The organism is Amycolatopsis sp. NPDC088138 (assembly GCF_044741685.1).
GTDB lineage: Bacteria > Actinomycetota > Actinomycetes > Mycobacteriales > Pseudonocardiaceae > Amycolatopsis.
In genome coordinates this window covers 12,705-29,488 of sequence record NZ_JBIUTB010000002.1, presented here as the reverse complement: position 1 = coordinate 29,488, position 16,784 = coordinate 12,705, and the positions used below count along the sequence as shown (strand labels likewise).

Genomic DNA, 16,784 nt, shown 5'->3' with positions numbered 1-16,784 from the left:
TTATGCCAGCAAGGTCCGCGGCGACGGGTCGTCGAGCAGCGCCGTGATGAGGTGGCGGTCCGGCCAGCGCCCGGTCGCCCAGGCGAACGCGCGGGCCAGGCCCTCCGACGTGTCGGCCGCGTGCAGGCGGCCGTCGTGCCACCACTGGACGTCGTGCTCGGTGACCTGGATCGACACGGTCAGCGGGTCGTGCACCAGCACCCCGCCGTCGGGCAGCGGGATCCCGAGCTGGTCGGCGACGAGCTTGAGCGCGGGCAGCTCGGCCCACGGCGCGTACTCGCCCTCGGTGATGACCTCGGCCGGGGTGGTGCTCGCCAGCGGCAGATCGAGCAGGTCCGCCAGCCTGTCCGGTTCTTCGGGCGCGACGACGTACTGGTCCGGTTCGAGCGCCCCGGCGAACCACGGCACGTCCAGGACCACCGCGTCTTCCACGACGGAGCCGTCCGCGGCGCGGACGGCGTCCGGGGCGGCCGGCTGGAAACCGGACTCGACGACGGCGTCGTAGGCGCGCGTGATCAGGCCGGGTGAGATCGTGCGGTCCGCGTCGCCGAGCCTGCGCAGGACGTCGATCGCTTCATCCACTGTGGACAGCGCGAGATCCTTGCGCACACCGGCGGTCTTGAGGAGATCTTCGGTGAGCCCGACGTCGGGGACCTCGTCGTAGAGCCCGGCGAGGTCCGCGTCCGGTAGGCGCCATTCGTTCGGTGCCAGGCCGCCGAGCACGGCGTACTGCGCGATCCACCAGGCCGCGTGCCCGCCGGGCATACGCAGGGCGTGCCACGTTTCGGGTCGCGCCGCGAGCAGGCGCAGGGCCGCGGGCCAGGAGTCGTCGGCGACGAGGTCGAGGTCCCGGATCGCGACCAGCGTCGACGGCGGCTCGGTCCGCGCGTCCCACCAGGCTTCCTCGTCCGGGAGGTCGTGGTCGGGTTCGTGCGGCTCGTCGTCCTGCACCAGCGCGAACGAGTCGAGCACACCGGCGGCCTTCAGCGTCTCGGACGGCCAGTCCTCGGCGAAGTCCTCGTCGAGGACGTCGAGCGTGCCGTCCTCCTCGAAGACCTCCTCGTCGAAGATGTCGATGAGGGGCGAGTTCGGGAGCACGAGTTCGTCGGCGCGACGCCAGGTGTCGGTGGCAGGCAACGCGAGCGCGCCCGTCCACCGTGGAGCGTCGTCACCGCAGTCGGCGATGAGCCGGAGCACCGCACCGGCGAGGGTCGTCCCGTCCAAACCGGACCGCACGTCCTCGACACTGCGCTCGACGGCGTCACGCAACTGGTCGGCGTTGAGCAGCTCCCGTGCGTCGGCGTGCTTGGCGCCCAAGCGTTCCAGCAGCGGGTGCGACGCCGCGGGGTGCACGAGCCGCAGCCCCGGAATGTCCACATCGGACAGCAGTTCGAGCAGCTCGGCCGAGCCGTCGACCAGCAGACTCCCCCGCGCACCAGGCAGTGTACGACCGTCCGAAAGCGGCACGGGCAAGCCGTCAAGCCTGGACGCGGCGAGCGCGTGCGACTCGACGGCGACGTTCAGTGCCTTGTAGACGTCGTGCCACCAGCCGGGTTCCCTGCTGGTACCGGTGAGCGTCTCCAGCACCTCTTCGATGCTGATCACCTGCACAGCAACGGCTTTGAGCACGTTCGGGGCCTCGTCGAGCAGGCCGGGAAAGACGTCCGTCAGCAACGCGGGCAGGCCGAGCACGTCGACGTCGAGGACCCGCGCCTGACGACCGGAGACCTCGCGGCCGTCCTGAGTGGACAACCACGGTTCGTCCGACAGGACCGTCAACACGTCTTCACGCAGCTGCGCGTCCACTGTGGACTTCGGAAAGCCCGGTACGGGCACGAGCGCGAACCGGTGCTCCGGCGGCAGCAGCCGGACGAGATCGACGTACTCCCTGGCGGCCTTTTCCAGTGCCTGCTTCAGTTCTGGCCCGGGCAGCGCCCGGCGCCGCGACGGCTCGACCGGCACCGGCGCGAGCAGCCGAGCGGGCAACGACAGCCCGTCGTCGGTCGGGGTGGGTGCGCGGAGAACGTCTTCTTCAAGCGGAATCGGCGCGCCTTGTACATCAACCGGGACAGCCCACACGACGTCACCACGATGGGTCAGCCACCGGGTTTCCGTTGCGGGGCCCCGGATCTCGACCACGTCTTGGTCGGCGGTGCGTGTCCAAACGCGACCGTCCACATCGAACTCGGCGAGCCACGGCAGGGCGAGCAGAAGATCGCCGACGTCCTTGCTCAGCTCGTCGAGAAGACTTTGCCCGTCGACGTCGTCCCGCAGCGGCAGGCGAACTTCGGTGTCAAATCCTTCTGGGACGGCGGTTTCCGTCGGCCACGGCAGCCGCAGAACGGGAACGTCACCAACGATCCCGGCGGCTTCCCGGGTGCGATCGGCGGAGAAGACGACCCCGCCGGTGGTGCTCAGAACCTGAGGCTCGTCGGAAACGGTGCGCACAGCGGCAAACCCGACCCCGAACCGCCCGACGGTGTCCCCGGTCTTCCCCGACGCCCGCAACGATGCGAGGGACGCAACCCCACGCGCGTCGAGCGGAGCACCGGTGTTGGCGAACCGGAGCTGACCGTCCACAAGGGACGCCTTGACGCGCCCAGGTGTCCCCGCGGCCATAGCGGCGTCGGCGGCGTTCTGCGCAAGCTCGACGAAGAGCCGATCCCGGTAGGCCCCGACACGCAGGTCGCGCTCGACGTTGGTGTCCTCGGTGAGCCGGGTGGGCGAATCCTGCCAGGAGCGCAGGGTCGCGTCCCGGAGCCGCGCGGTGCCGAAGGGATCGCGCGGCTCAGGCACGGAGCCGGTCACCGTTCGCTGCGGTGATCGGTCTCGGTGTCCGCAGTCTCGCTCGAGTCGGCACTCGGGTCCTGGTTCGAATCAGTCACCACCACATAGGTCAGTTCGCCCTGAGTGGGCCCAGCCTCCGGCTCGGCAGCCTCGGTGACGACGGAGTCGGTCAGCACGGCTTCCGGCACCTCGACCTCGGCACCGGTCACAGCCGACCCGACAACCGTGTCGGTCGCCTCGGCCTCGGCCGAGACCGTCTCGGCGGTCACCACGGAAAGCTCGGCCGCACCGGCCTCGCCCACCGTGGTTTCCCGAGCCTCGGGCGTGGAGGCAGGCAACTCGGCAACATCGACCTGTTCGGCTTCGGAGCCAACCGGCTGCTCGTCGACCACATCGGTCCGGGTCGGCTCCGGCCCCTCGCTCGCAGCCTCCGGTTCGGCGGACTGCTGCTCGACAGCGGCGTTCGCGGCCTCGACCGCCTGCGGCTCAGCCGCGGAGGTCAGGTTTTCCGGCGAAACGGCTTCGGTCTGCTCGGTCCCGGAGGTCCCCTGCGACTCGGCACCCGCATCGGTCACCGCAGCCTGAACCGTCTCCGGCTCGGCCTCAGGCACAACCGACTGCGCCCCGGCAGCCGCCTCGACCTGGCTCGGCTCCGAAACCTCGGGCTCGGCTTCCGCCGCAACCGGCTCAGCCACAACCGAGTCGCCCTCGGACACCACCGATTCAGTCTCGGCGGTCGCCGGCTCAACCTCAGCCGGCTCAGCTTCCGTCGCCCGCGACTCAGCCACGATTGCTTCGCCCCCGGCTGCCACCGATCCGGACTCAGCCGCCACCGGGTCAACCTCGGCAGGCTCGGCTTCCGCCGCCGACGGCTCAGCCACGATTGCTTCCCCGGCCGCCACCGATCCAGACTCGACCGCCACCGGCTCAACGTCAGTCGGCTCAGCTTCCGCCGCCAGCGGCTCAGCCACGATTGCTTCGCCCCCGGCAGCCACCGATCCAGACTCAGCCGCCACCGGGCCAACCTCAGTCGGCTCGGCTTCCGCCGCCAACGGCTCAGCCACAATCGAGTCGTCCGCGGCTGCCACCGATTCAGTCTCGGCGGTCGCCGGGTCAACCTCGGCTTCCGGCGCCGACGTCGTTGCTGCCTCAGCAACCACCACCGGCTCGGCAACTGCTTCCGCGGCCTCCGGTTCGACCTCAGCAGCGGCCACCGGCTCCGCGGCCTCAGCCGCCTGCGGCTCGGCCACCTCAACCTGCTCCGGAGCCGTGACCTCAGCCGCTTCCGGCACCGCGGCCTGCGGCTCAACGACCGTCTCCGCTACCCCGGGCTCGACTACCTCGGGCTCGACCTCCGCCGGTGACAGGTCCGCCTCCGCCAAGCCCGTCTCGGACTCGGCTGCCGGGGACTCCACCGCTTCCGTGGCTTCCACCAGCGCGACCGCCTCGACCTCGGCCACCGTCGGGGGCGCCACCGTGCCGGAGACGTCGGAAGCGACGGGAGCGGAAACAGCAGGCGCGGGAGAAGCAACCGGCTCGACCTCAGCCGGGTCGAAGTCCAGCAGGGAGTCGTCGTAGACCAGCTCGGCCACCGGGATCGAGGAGGTCACCTCGACCTCCACCTCGGAGTGCGCGCCACAGCCGTACTCGACGTCGACCACGTGGCCGTCCGCTGGGGCGATGTCGTTCGTGCACGCTCCGAAGCCGCCGCGCAGGGAACCGGCCAGCGGGACGAAGAAACCGCACGTTCCGCACACCCCCGGCGCCGAACGGGCCATGTCCGACCGGGGGCCGAACTCGCCGCCGTGCCAGCGGGTGGCCGCGTCTTCGCGGCCGTAGCGGGACAGGACGTGGATGCGGCCCAAGCCCGTCTCGCGCGCCACCTCTTCCACCGCCGGGTCGTCCGACTGGAGGTACGCCGGGGCGAGGCGGGGGTCGCTGGCGTCCGTCGGGAAGATGTCGCCGACGCCCAGGTCACCCGCACGGACGCGGCGCTCCCACGGGACCCACGCCGGCGCGATCCGCGCTTCCGGGCCGGGCACCAGGACGACTTCGCTCACCGTCACCGGCTCGTCATCGCCCGCCAGGGCGACCGTCACCGACCAGCGCCAGCCGCGATAACCGGGTACCTGGGCTTCGAACAGGTGACTCGCCGAGACCGCGTCCTCCCGGCCGGCGCCGACGTGGGCACCGATCTGCTCCTCGGGCGCTTCCTCCAGCACCGCGGCACGCGCGAAACCCACCGCATCGGCGAGTTTGCGCTGCACGGAGCCGTCGTCCAGGGTCAGCAGCAGAGTCATGCGGCCAATTGTGCCGCACGCACCCGCGGCGCCCGTGCCAGGCTGTTCAACGTGCGCACGCCGATCCTCACCACGCTGCTGCTGGCCGCCGCGCTCGGCGGCTGCGCCGGCACCCCCGCCACGCCGCCCGGCCCGGAACAACTCACGGTCCAGGTGGTCGCGACGCTGCCGCACAACCCCGCCGCGTTCACCGAAGGCCTCGAGTTCGCGGGCGGCACGCTCTACGAAAGCACCGGCCTGTCCGGGCAGTCGCAGCTGACCGCGGGGCCGCCCGGCGGACCGCCCGCGACGACGGCCACGCTGCCGGCGCCGCTGTTCGGCGAGGGCGTCACCGTCCTCGGCCCGACACTCTGGCAGCTCACCTGGCAGGACGGCTTCGCGATCGAACGCGACACGAAGACCCTCGCCGAGCTGCGGCGGGTGCCGTTCCAGGGTGAGGGCTGGGGCCTGTGCCACCAGGACAGCGGACGGCTGGTGATGAGCAACGGCTCGGCGTCGCTGACCTTCCGCGACCCGAAGACCTTCGCCGTCACCGGCAGCGTCGACGTCGGCCGCGATCAGCTCAACGAGCTGGAGTGCGTCGGCGGCGACGTCTACGCAAACGTTTGGCACACCGACACGATCCTGCGGATCGACGCCGCCACCGGGCACGTCACCGGGACGATCGACGCAGGTCAGCTGCGCGCCCAGGCGAAAGCGACCGATCCGGAGGCCGTGCTCAATGGCATCGCCGCCGTGCCGGGAACCGGCGAATTCCTCCTCACCGGCAAGCAGTGGCGGGTCACGTTCCGGGTGAGGTTCGTCCCGCAACACCCCTAAAGCACGGAAGAGCAGGCGGGGCGGCCCCCGGGTAAGGCAGGATTGGTCACGTGGCACTCTTCGGCTCCCGCTCCGACTCCGACGGCACTCGTGGCCGGCCGGGTCAGCAGCGCGGCCGGAAGAGCAAACGGCGCTGGACGCCGGAGCCCGGCGCGGCGCAGGCCCGGTCCTGGCAGGAAGCGGCGCCCACCCGGGCCGACCGCCCGGCCCCGACCCGGGTCGAACGCCCCGTCCCGCCGCCACCGCCGCGGCAGGAACAGCCCCGGCACGAACCGCCCAGGCACGAATCACAGCGACACGAACCACAGCGGCGCGAGCCGCCGCGCGCCGGGTTCGTCCCCGACGCGAACGAGGCCCCGACCGCCGCCGCGCCGACCCGGCACCAGCCACCGCCGCCGCCGCGCGGCGCCCGGCCGTACCCGCCGGCCCACGACCCGAACCGCACCGAGCAGGTCCGGCGCGATCCCAGTAGCTTCTACCAGGGGGAACGGCGTCCAGGCAGCGGTGAGTACGAGCACTACGACACCGGTGGCTACGCGGGCGAGCCGCGTCCGCCGGAGCCCGAACCACTGCCGCCGCGTGAGGAACCGCGGACCCCGGGTGGCACGCCGAAGCTGCCGAAGAAGATCACCGTCACGCGCGTGGCGGCGATGCGCAGCCGGCAGCTGACCGGCCAGGCCGTCGGCGCCTTCCAGCGCGCCACGAAGGCCGACGGCGCCGAGAAGTCCGGCCTCACCTCGCTGACCTACGCCGTGATGCTGAACTACGCCAGCGACGCGGCGATGGCGATCGCGCTGGCCAACACCCTGTTCTTCGCCGCGACCAGCGGCGAGAGCAAGGGCAAGGTGGCGCTCTACCTGCTCATCACGATCGCGCCGTTCGCGCTGGTCGCGCCGGTCATCGGGCCGGCGCTCGACAAGGTGCAGCGTGGCCGCCGGCTGGCGATGTGCGCGTCGTCGATCGGCCAGGGCCTGATGGCCGTGGTGATGGCGCTGCACTTCGACGACTGGCTGCTCTACCCGGCCGCGCTCGGGATGATGGTGCTCTCGAAGTCGTTCACCGTGCTCAAGGCCGCGGTGACGCCCCGGGTGCTGCCGTCGGAGATCACGCTGTCCAAGACGAACGCCCGGCTGACGACGTTCGGCCTGGTCGCCGCGGGTGTGTTCGGCGCGGTGGCCAGCGGCATCAACGCGATCTCCGGCGCCGCGGGCGCACTCTGGTTCACCGCGCTGATCTGCGTCGCCGCGGCGGTGCAGTCGATGCGGATCCCGGCCTGGGTCGAAGCGACCGAGGGCGAGGTCCCGACGTCGCTTTCGGCGCACCCGACCGAGAAGAAACGACGGCAGCCGCTGGGGCGCCACATCGTCGTCGCGCTGTGGGGCAACGGCTCGGTGCGCGTGCTCACCGGCTTCCTGATGATGTTCGCCGCGTTCGCGGTGAAGGCCCAGACCGAGGGCACCGGGCACAGCCCGTTCATGCAGCTCCTGCTGCTGGGGATCATCGGCGCCGCGGCCGGGGCCGGCGGGTTCCTCGGCAACGCGCTGGGCTCGCGGCTGAGCTTCGGCAGCCCGGACCAGGTGATCGTCAGCTGCGTGGCGGGCTGCGTGCTCGCCGCGCTGGTGGCGACGCTGCTGCCCGGCCTGGCGACGGCGGCGATCGTCGGCCTGATCGGCGCGACGGCCAGCGCGCTGGCGAAGATCAGCCTCGACGCCGTGATCCAGGAGGACCTGCCCGAGGAGTCGCGCGCGTCGGCGTTCGGCCGCTCGGAGACCGTGCTGCAGCTGGCCTGGTGCTTCGGCGGCGCGGTCGGGCTGCTGCTGCCGCCGACCTACTGGATCGGCTTCATGGTGATCACGATCCTGCTGGCGGTCGGGATGACCCAGACGTACCTGGTGCGCCGCGGCGGCTCGCTCGTGCCGGGCCTCGGCGGCGATCGCCCGCTGCGCCCCGAGCCGACCGGCAGCTTCCCGGCGCAGGGCCTGCCCGGGGACCCGAGGCCCCGCCGGTAGGCTCCGGCGCATGCGACGTTCCCGGGTGGTGGCCCTCCTTGCGGCCGGTGGGTTCGCGGTGCTGACCGGCTGTTCGGCACCCGGCCCGGCCGAGGTCACCTTCTACGCCGACGGCCACACGATCAACACCACGCCGGTGCTCACCTGCGACTACTCGCAGCAGCTCGCGCAGCCGTGCAGCGCGAAGGGCGCGGCGCAGACGCTGAAGGTCCGGCCGGGCAAGCCGGTGCAGATCTCGGTGCCCGGCGAGGTCGCCGGGGCACCGTGGCAGATCGTCTACGAGTACGTCACGCCGCAGGGCGAGTTCAAGCAGAGCGACCCGATCCCGTTCACCTCGCTGGATCGCTACGCGTACACGGTCACGCCGCCGACGCCCGCCGACCGCATCTCGGCGGTCGACGTGCAGCGGTACACGGCCGTGCTGAACGCGGGCACCGGCGAGTCCGGCCTGCTGCCCAGCGACGTCTGGGGCCTGCGGCTGGACCAGCCGCAGGCCTGACGGCGGTTTAGGGATCGAGGTCCCGGGCGACGGCGCGCATGATCTCGCCGATCTGCTTGGTGTTCTTCTTGTCCGGGTAGCGGTTGCGCCGCAGGTCCGGCTGCACCTTCAGCTCGATCAGCTTGATCATGTCCTCGATCAGGCCGTGCAGCTCCTCGGCCGGGCGACGGCGGGCCTCGGCGACGGACGGCGGCGGGTCGAGCAGCCGGACGGAGAGCGCCTGCGGCCCGCGGCGGCCGTCGGCGACGCCGAACTCGAGCCGCTGCCCGGCCTTGAGCCCCTCGACGCCCTGCGGCAGCGCGGCCTTGCGGATGTAGACGTCGGCGCCACCGTCGTCCTGCGTGACGAAACCGAACCCCTTCTCCACGTCGTACCACTTGACCTTGCCGGTCGGCACTTCCCTCACCAGTCCTTCTGCTGTCCCGCTCACGACGAACGCGCCCGGTGGGCGTACCCAGGGCGCGCTCCTGGAAGGGTATCTCGCCACATGCCCTGGGGAGAAGTCGATACCTGCGGATACCCTCTGGTTCATGACGACCGCGACAAAGGAGGCCGCCGTGGCCGCCCCCGGTAAACCGTTCCTCATGCGGATCGGCATCGGCCTCTTCGGCCTCGGCATGCTCGCCGTCCTGACGGTGTTCATCATGTTCGCCGCCGGTCTGGAGAACCTGCCGATCTGGCTCTCGGCCGGCGCCGGGATCATCACGCCGCTGGGCCTGCTCCTCGGCCTGATCGCGCTGGTCAAGGAAGCCCGGGCCAAGAGCTAGGGCACGGTCGCGAAAGTCCGTTCGAACCAGTCCGGGAACTCCGTCAGGGACTCGAACACCACGTCCGCGCCCTCGCTGAGCAGCAGGGCGCGGTCGCACGGACCCGTCGTGACGCCCACCGCGACCGCCCGGGCGGCGAGCGCGCCGCGGACGTCGCCGGCGTGATCTCCGACATACACCCGCGCGTCGTGCGCCAGCAGCGCCTCGGCCTTCCGCGTCGACCACAGCTCGCCGACGACCTCGTCGACGTCCAGGCCGAGCGCGTCCACGTGCAGCTGCGCGTTGGGCCCGTACTTGCCGGTGACGACGAGCGTGCGCCCGCCCGCGGCCCGGACCGCGCGGAGCGACTCGACCGCGCCCGGCAGCGCGACCGTGCTCGGCACGACCATGTCCGGGTACAGCGCGCGGAACCGGTCGACGAGGCCGGGGATGCGTTCCTCGGGCGCTTCGAAGCCGCGCAGGATGTCGTCGAGCGGCGGGCCGAGGTTGGCGGCGAACGCGTCGCCGTCCAGCGGCAGGCCGGATTCGGCGCCGAGTGCGTTCATCGCCGCGGCCATGCCCGGCCGCGCGTCGATCAGTGTCATGTCGAGGTCGAAGCCCACCGTGATGCCCACACCAGCACCGTAGCTGCCACCACCGACACATTTACACAGCAACCGATCATGTACAGCGTCTTGACAGCGGAGTGATCTGTGTCAAGGTGAGAGTGTGACCAGCTTCACTGACCGGACCAGGGCGTCCCTCCGGGAAGCGCTGCTCGACGCCGCCGGGGACCTGCTGCCGGACCGGGGTTACGCGGCGCTGCGGATGGCCGACGTCGCGGCGAAGGCCGGGGTCAGCAGGCAGACCGTCTACAACGAGTTCGGCAACAAGGCGGCGCTGGCCCAGGCGGTGGCGCTGCGCACCGCGGCGGAGTTCCTCGACGGGATCCGCCAGCGGTTCGAGACGGCGGGCGGCCTGCTGGCCGGCATCCACTGCGCCGTCGTCTACACGATCGAGCACGCCCGGGAGAACCGACTGGTCGCGGCGGCGCTCGGCACCGAAGCGGGCGAGGACCTGCTGCCGCTGCTGACGACCAAGGGTGAGCCGATCCTGAGCGCGGCCGCCGAACTGGCCGCTGAGCAGTACCGCGAGCTGGAACCGGGACTCACCGCCGAATCGGCCGCCCTGCTCGCGGAAACCGTCGTGCGGCTCTCGCTGTCGCACCTGGTGCTCCCCACGCACTCCGCGGCGGAGGCGGCCGACTCCGTCACCGCCGTGCTGGCCCCCGCGATCCGCCATTTCGTGCACAATTCGTCCACAGATTCGTCCACAATGGAGTGACACGATGACCGACACGCTCGCCGAACTGCGGACCGGCTTCTCCTCGCTGCGCAAGGGCGGCCTGAACTGGGACTCGTTCCCGCTGCGGCTGTTCACCAAGGGCAACAAGAAGTTCTGGAACCCGGCGGACATCGACTTCAGCCGGGAACGCGAAGGATGGGACACCCTCAACCCCGAGCAGCAGCGAAGCACGACGTACCTGGTCGCCCAGTTCATCGCCGGCGAAGAAGCCGTCACCGAGGACATCCAGCCGTTCATGCGGGCGATGTCGGCGACCGGCCGGTTCGGCGACGAGATGTACCTGACGCAGTTCTGCTTCGAGGAAGCCAAGCACACGGAAGTGTTCCGGCGCTGGATGGACGCCGTCGGGCTGACCGGGGACCTGCACCCGTACGTCGCGGAGAACCCCCACTACCGCAAGCTGTTCTACGAAGAGCTGCCGCAGTCGCTGCGGGCGCTGGAGGACGATCCCAGTCCGCTCAACCAGATCCGGGCGAGCGTGACGTACAACCACGTCATCGAAGGCAGCCTCGCGCTGACCGGCTACTACTCGTGGCAGCTGATCTGCACCCAGCAGAACATCCTGCCGGGCATGCAGGAACTGGTCCGCCGCATCGGCGACGACGAGCGCCGCCACATGGCGTGGGGCACGTTCACCTGCCGCCGCCACGTCGCCGCGGACGACTCGCTGTGGGACGCCGTGCAGCAGCGGATGGGCGAGCTGCTTCCCCACGCGCTCAACATGATCCAGTGGGTGCAGGACCAGTTCGAGGAAGTGCCGTTCGACAACGACCCGGAGGAGATCCTCCAGTACGCGGCCGACCGCGCGCAGCGGCGCCTGGGCGCGATCGAGTCGGCGCGCGGCATGCCGGTGGCGCAGATCGACCTGGACTACTCGCCGGAGCAGCTGGAGGACACGTTCGGCGAAGAGGACGAGAAGGCGATCGCAGCGGCGGCGGCCGCCGTTTCCTGACGCGCTTGCCGTGAAGGGCACCTTCAGGGCTTATTTGTCCCTGAAGGTGCCCTTCACGGCTTTCAGCTCACCACTCCCAGCTAAGGATGATCATTGCTCCGCCCTCCCTTCGCGAGATTCGCGAAGGGCCAACGCCCGAGCGTCTTGCCCGGTTTAGGCGTGGGTCAGCTCGCCGGCCAGTAGACGGCGTGCCAGGCGTCGGCCGTGTCGGACATGCCGATGATCGTCCCGTTCCGCCCGATCCCGGTGGCCCGGCTGGCGTCGCCGCCCGGCAGGATGCCGAGGCTCGTCTCCGTGCCGTCGGCGCCCCAGCGTGCGGCCACCGAATCGACGTAGCCGACGGCGGTGCCGGCCGCGTTGACGGCCACGGCTTGCGAGCGCCGGTCGGCTTCCAGCACCGTGGCCGTGCCGTGCACCCAGCGCACGGCGCGGTCCTGGGCGAACTCGACGTCTCCGGCTCCCACGACCACCCCGGCGGAGTTGATCGCGCGCGGCTGCGCGTAGGACGGCGGCGCCGGCCAGCCGAGCGGGGTCATGCGCCCGTCACGGCCCCAGACCACCGGCCTGGCCTGCCCGGTTTCGGTGACGGTCCCGGTGATCACCCCGGCGTCGCTGATCGCGGACACCGACGCTTCGGCGTACCCGGGCGAGAGATCGGTGACGACGCCCGCGGCGTTCCAGCGCACCGCGTGCGGGTGGTCCGCCGCGTCGTAGGCGATGCCGCTGATCAGCGAGCCGTCCGCGGTGATCCCGGTCGCGTCGGTCTCGCCGCCGCCCGGCAGGGGTGCGAGGGCGACGCTCCGGCCGTTCCGGTCCCAGCGCAGGGAAACCTGGCCACCGTGACCGTCGGAGCCACCGCCGATGATCACCCCGGTTTCGCTGATGTCGGCAGCGCCCGCGTCACCGGGCGAGGGCAGCGCGGTGATCGAACCGTCCGGGGCCCAGCGGACCGCGCGCACCCCGTCCACCCCGTCCCAGGCCCAGCCCACGGCGACCCCGGCATCGTTCACCGCGCGCGGTTCACCCTGCTCGCCGCCGAGCGTCGGCAGGGCGGTGATCCGGCCCTGCTCGTCCCACTTCACGGGGTGGTAGATCAGTCGCCCGTCCCGCGGCATAGAGACGCCGACCATCACCCCCGCGGTGTTGATCGCGGCGACGTCGCTGAACTGGTCTCCTGGCAGGGTGCCCAGGTCGACGGGCCCGGCCGGGGCGGCGTTCGCGACCGCGGGCAGCCCGAGCGACACCGCGGCGAGCAGCGCCCCCACAGCGAGGTTTTTCAGGTAGGACGGCATGGTTCCCCCTCCGCGCCGGAGCCCCGTCACCCCACTCGTCCGGGAGTGATCCCCCTCCGGCGCGCCGGGAACACGCCTGCCTCGTCCGGCCGGTTTAGGCGTGCTTCGCCGAGGCCGCGGCTTCCAGGCCGAGCAACGTGATCGACTTCTCGCGCATCTCGACCTTGCGGACCTTGCCCGTCACCGTCATCGGGAACTCCTCGACGACGTGCACGTACCGCGGGATCTTGTAGCGCGCGAGCTTGCCTTCGCAGAACTCACGCACCTTCTCCGCCGTCAGCGGCGAAGCGCCTTCGCGCATCTGGACCCACGCCATCAGCTCTTCGCCGTACTTCTCGTCCGGGACGCCGACGACCTGCGCGTCGAGGATGTCCGGGTGCGTGTAGAGGAACTCCTCGATCTCGCGCGGGTACAGGTTTTCGCCGCCGCGGATGACCATGTCCTTGATGCGGCCGGTGATGTTGACGTACCCGTCGTCGTCCATGACCGCCAGGTCGCCGGTGTGCATCCAGCGGGCCGCGTCGATCGCCTCGGCCGTCTTGTCCGGCTGCTCCCAGTACCCGAGCATCACCGAATACCCGCGCGTGCACAGCTCACCCGGCACGCCGCGGGGCACGGTCAGCCCGGTCTCCGGGTCGACGACCTTGCTCTCCAGGTGCGGCCCGACCCGCCCGACCGTCGACACGCGACGCTCGATCGAGTCGTCCGCGCGCGTTTGCGTCGACACCGGGGACGTCTCGGTCATGCCGTAGCAGATCGACACCTCCGCCATCCCCATCCGGTCGATGACCTGCTTCATCACCTCGACCGGGCACGGCGAGCCGGCCATGATCCCGGTGCGCAGTGAAGAAAGGTCGAAGCTCGCGAAGTCCGGGTGGTTCAGCTCGGCGATGAACATCGTCGGCACCCCGTAGAGCGACGTGCACTGCTCGGCCGCCACCGCTTCCAGGGTCGCCTTCGGGTCGAACGCCGGGGCCGGGATGACCATGCAGGCGCCGTGGCTGGTGCACGCCAGGTTGCCCATCACCATGCCGAAGCAGTGGTAGAACGGCACCGGGATGCAGACTTTGTCGGCTTCGGTGTAGTTGCACAGTTCGCCGACGAAGTAGCCGTTGTTCAGGATGTTGTGGTGGCTGAGGGTGGCGCCCTTGGGGAAGCCGGTGGTGCCCGAGGTGTACTGGATGTTGATCGGGTCGTCCGCCGAGAGCGCGGCCTGCTTTTCGACGAGCGAGGCCGGGTCGCCCTGCCAGCCGGCGTCCATCAGCGCCTGCCAGCTCTCGCCGCCGAGCAGCACGACGTGCTCCAGCCGCGCGCACTTCTCCCGCACCTCGTCGACCATCGCGGGGTAGTCGGACGTCTTGAACTTGTCCGACGCGACCAGCAGCTTGACCCCGGCCTGGTTGAGCACGTACTCCAGCTCGTGCGAGCGGTACGCGGGGTTGATGTTGACCAGGATCGCGCCGATCTTGGCCGTCGCGTACTGCAGGAACGTCCACTCGGCCCGGTTCGGCGACCAGATGCCCACCCGGTCGCCCTTGCCGATGCCCTGCGCGAGCAGCCCCAGCGCCAGCGCGTTCACCTCGGCGGCCAGCTCGCGGTAGGTCCACCGGCGGCCGGCGTACCGGTCGACCAGCGCGTCACGGTCGCCGTGCGCCGCCACCGTCCGATCGAAGTTGTCGCCGATGGTGTCCCCGAGCAGCGGGGCATCCGAGATCCCCGAGCCGTAACTCGGCAGGGCGGGCGCGTCAGGCATGGTGCCTCCTGAAGTCTGCGATGACTGCGACCGCAGTCTAGGAAACCCCAGCTCAGTGCGCCAACGTCGGCGCCTCCTACGCTCGAGGACATGAGCCCGACCCTCAGCGGCGTTCACCACCTGAAGTTCCCGGCCGCCGACCTGGCCGTGACACTCGACTGGTTTCGCACCGCACTGGGCGCGCAGCGGCTGCCGGACTTCGACCACCGCGACCACGACGGCGTCCTGTTCGGGGTGATCGTGCGGTTGCCGGGGCTCGACGTCCCCGTCGAACTCCGCCAGTGGCCCGAGGCGGCCGCGGCGACCACGGGGTACGACCCGGTCACCTTCGCCGTGGCCGACCGCGGCGCGCTCGACGACTGGGTGCGGCACTTCGACGCCGCCGGCGTGGCGCACTCGCCCGTCCTGGCCGGGTTCGCCGGCCACCTCGTCGACCTGCGCACCCCGGACGGCCTGGCGATCCGGCTGTACACGCGGCTGCCGGACGACCCCGCGTCGATCGACATGGACCCGGCGCACACCGACCTCGGCAGCACGTGGCTCGGCAAGTGAGTCCACAGTAGACGGATTCGGCGAATGATCCGCTCCGGGCCCGGGCCGCTGGTAGCATCCGGACCCGAATCGAGGGGGCGATCGATGGCCGGCCAGGGGTTTCGCGACGAGCTGACCCAGTTGCTGCAAGCTCGGTACCCGCTGCTGGTCGTCGAAACGCACGAAGAGCAGCGGGTCGTGCGGGAGATCCGCGCGGTCGCGGAGGACGGTGCCCGGCTGCGCACCCCGCGCCGCGTTTACGTCTGGTCGTCGACCACCGGGCTGGCCCCGGCGGGCGGTCCGCCGATCGCCGACACCCGCAGCGCGTCGGCCGCGCTCGAGCGGGTCCACGGCTGGAGCGAGCCCGCCGTCTTCGTCTTCGCCGACCTGCACCCGTCGCTGGTTTCCGAGGGCGGGCACCGGCCCGACCCGGAGGTCGTGCGGCGGCTGCGTGAGCTCGCGGCCGCGTTCAAGACCCGCCCGGTGCCGCTGAGCCTGATCCTGGTGTCGCCGTCGCTGCCCGTGCCGCCGGAGCTGGAGCACGACGCCACCGTCGTCGAGTTCCCGCTGCCCGACCGGCAGCAGATCGGCGAGCTGCTGGACGGCATGGTCGCCGCGCACCGCCAGCACGTCCGGATCAGCATCGACCGCGACGACCGGGACATGATCGTCGCCGCCGCGCGCGGGCTGACGTTGCCGGAGGCCGAAAACGCCTTCGCCAGGGCGCTGGTCGAGGGCGGCGGCCTCGACCCCAGCGACCTGGAGCTGATCCTCGCCGAGAAACGCCAGGCCGTGCGCCGGTCCGGGATGCTCGACATCGTCCCGGCCGAGACCGGGTTCGACGCCGTCGGCGGCCTCGACCGGCTCAAGCGCTGGCTCACCAAGCGCACCGGCACCTGGACGCCCGCCGCTGCGGCGTACAACCTGGCCGCGCCGAAGGGCCTGCTGCTGTCCGGTGTCCCCGGCTGCGGCAAGAGCCTCTCCGCGGTGTGCGTCGCGAACATGTGGCGGCTGCCGCTGCTGCGCCTGGACCTCGGCCGCGTCTTCGCCGGGCTGGTCGGCTCCAGCGAGAAGAACATGCGCACGGTCATCCGCACCGCCGAAGGCATCGCGCCCTGCGTGCTGTGGGTCGACGAGATCGAGAAGGGCCTCGCCGGCGCGGGCGGCGGTGGTGACGGCGGCACCGCGCGGCGTGTGTTCGGCACGTTCCTGTCCTGGATGCAGGAGAAAACGGCGCCGGTGTTCGTGATGGCGACGGCGAACCAGGTCGACTCGCTGCCGCCCGAATTCCTCCGCAAGGGCCGGTTCGACGAGATCTTCTTCGTCGACCTTCCGTCGACGCCGGAGCGCGCCGCGATCTGGCGGATCCACCTGAACAAGCGCGTCACGGACGACTTCGTGCGCAGCGAGCTGAAGGTGGACGACGCGCTGTACGCCGAGCTCGCCGACGTCAGCGCGGGGTACAGCGGCGCGGAGATCGAGCAGGCCGTGCTGTCCGGGCTCGTCGACGCGTTCGCCGAGAAGCGCCCGCTGCGCCGGGACGACCTGGTGCGGGCGGTGAAGTCGACGGTGCCGCTGTCGGTCACCCAGGCCGACGAGATCCTGGCCATCCGGCAGTGGGCGGAGACCCGCGCGGTGGCCGCCACGGACAACGACACGGTCGCCGCGGCCGTCTCGCCCGAGCCGCTGCCACGACCGGAGCCATCGAGGGGAAGGGCGATCGACGTATGA

Annotated in this window: 14 protein-coding genes; 8 read left to right on the top strand and 6 right to left on the bottom strand. The window is 71.2% G+C overall.

Annotated features, from left to right (window positions below; genetic code table 11):
- Positions 1-2,808, bottom strand: coding sequence for a sacsin N-terminal ATP-binding-like domain-containing protein (locus ACIOD2_RS07555; protein ID WP_400535489.1), 2,808 nt, complete (start codon positions 2,806-2,808; stop codon positions 1-3).
- Positions 2,805-5,087 (bottom strand): DUF3027 domain-containing protein, encoded by a 2,283-nt coding sequence (locus ACIOD2_RS07550; protein ID WP_400535487.1) that lies wholly within the window; start codon positions 5,085-5,087, stop codon positions 2,805-2,807. The genes ACIOD2_RS07555 and ACIOD2_RS07550 overlap by 4 nt, the downstream gene beginning before the upstream one ends.
- Before the next feature lie 51 nt (positions 5,088-5,138).
- Here ACIOD2_RS07550 and ACIOD2_RS07545 point away from each other — a divergent pair, with 51 nt between their 5' ends.
- The 3 genes from ACIOD2_RS07545 to ACIOD2_RS07535 are packed head-to-tail and all read left to right on the top strand — an operon-like array spanning position 5,139 to position 8,414.
- Positions 5,139-5,906, top strand: a complete 768-nt coding sequence (locus tag ACIOD2_RS07545; protein WP_400535485.1) for a glutaminyl-peptide cyclotransferase — start codon at positions 5,139-5,141, stop codon at positions 5,904-5,906.
- 50 nt (positions 5,907-5,956) lie between these two features.
- Positions 5,957-7,915 (top strand): MFS transporter, encoded by a 1,959-nt coding sequence (locus ACIOD2_RS07540; RefSeq protein ID WP_400535483.1) that lies wholly within the window; start codon positions 5,957-5,959, stop codon positions 7,913-7,915.
- 10 nt (positions 7,916-7,925) lie between these two features.
- Positions 7,926-8,414, top strand: a complete 489-nt coding sequence (locus ACIOD2_RS07535) for a DUF2771 family protein (protein WP_400535481.1) — start codon at positions 7,926-7,928, stop codon at positions 8,412-8,414.
- Positions 8,415-8,421: 7 nt separating this feature from the next.
- Here ACIOD2_RS07535 and ACIOD2_RS07530 read toward each other — a convergent pair whose 3' ends face one another.
- Entirely contained in the window at positions 8,422-8,811 is a 390-nt protein-coding gene (locus ACIOD2_RS07530; protein ID WP_323325665.1) for a cold-shock protein, read from the bottom strand.
- A 133-nt stretch (positions 8,812-8,944) separates the two neighbouring features.
- Between ACIOD2_RS07530 and ACIOD2_RS07525 the strand changes: the two genes are divergently transcribed.
- A complete protein-coding gene (locus ACIOD2_RS07525) occupies positions 8,945-9,181 on the top strand; it encodes a hypothetical protein (protein WP_400535479.1) in 237 nt (78 codons plus the stop codon).
- On the opposite strand, the gene ACIOD2_RS07520 is transcribed toward ACIOD2_RS07525, so the two are convergent.
- Positions 9,178-9,795 carry an HAD family hydrolase gene (locus ACIOD2_RS07520; RefSeq protein ID WP_400535477.1) on the bottom strand — a complete coding sequence of 206 codons (618 nt, stop codon included), beginning with the start codon at positions 9,793-9,795 and terminating at the stop codon, positions 9,178-9,180. The genes ACIOD2_RS07525 and ACIOD2_RS07520 overlap by 4 nt on opposite strands.
- Positions 9,796-9,889: 94 nt before the next feature.
- Here ACIOD2_RS07520 and ACIOD2_RS07515 point away from each other — a divergent pair, with 94 nt between their 5' ends.
- Together ACIOD2_RS07515 and ACIOD2_RS07510 are read left to right on the top strand one after the other, a co-directional pair.
- Positions 9,890-10,504, top strand: a complete 615-nt coding sequence (locus ACIOD2_RS07515) for a TetR/AcrR family transcriptional regulator (RefSeq protein ID WP_400535475.1) — start codon at positions 9,890-9,892, stop codon at positions 10,502-10,504.
- A 4-nt stretch (positions 10,505-10,508) separates the two neighbouring features.
- Positions 10,509-11,477: a R2-like ligand-binding oxidase gene (locus ACIOD2_RS07510; RefSeq protein ID WP_400535473.1), complete on the top strand. Its 969-nt coding sequence runs from the start codon at positions 10,509-10,511 to the stop codon at positions 11,475-11,477.
- A 164-nt stretch (positions 11,478-11,641) separates the two neighbouring features.
- Here the strand turns inward: ACIOD2_RS07510 and ACIOD2_RS07505 are convergent, their stop codons facing one another.
- Both ACIOD2_RS07505 and ACIOD2_RS07500 read right to left on the bottom strand, forming a co-directional pair.
- Positions 11,642-12,769, bottom strand: a complete 1,128-nt coding sequence (locus tag ACIOD2_RS07505) for a hypothetical protein (protein WP_400535471.1) — start codon at positions 12,767-12,769, stop codon at positions 11,642-11,644.
- A gap of 94 nt (positions 12,770-12,863) precedes the next feature.
- Positions 12,864-14,522 (bottom strand): AMP-binding protein, encoded by a 1,659-nt coding sequence (locus ACIOD2_RS07500; protein WP_400535469.1) that lies wholly within the window; start codon positions 14,520-14,522, stop codon positions 12,864-12,866.
- A gap of 90 nt (positions 14,523-14,612) precedes the next feature.
- Here ACIOD2_RS07500 and ACIOD2_RS07495 point away from each other — a divergent pair, with 90 nt between their 5' ends.
- Both ACIOD2_RS07495 and ACIOD2_RS07490 read left to right on the top strand, forming a co-directional pair.
- Entirely contained in the window at positions 14,613-15,074 is a 462-nt protein-coding gene (locus tag ACIOD2_RS07495) for a VOC family protein (RefSeq protein WP_400535467.1), read from the top strand.
- A gap of 84 nt (positions 15,075-15,158) precedes the next feature.
- Positions 15,159-16,784, top strand: a complete 1,626-nt coding sequence (locus ACIOD2_RS07490; RefSeq protein WP_400535466.1) for an AAA family ATPase — start codon at positions 15,159-15,161, stop codon at positions 16,782-16,784.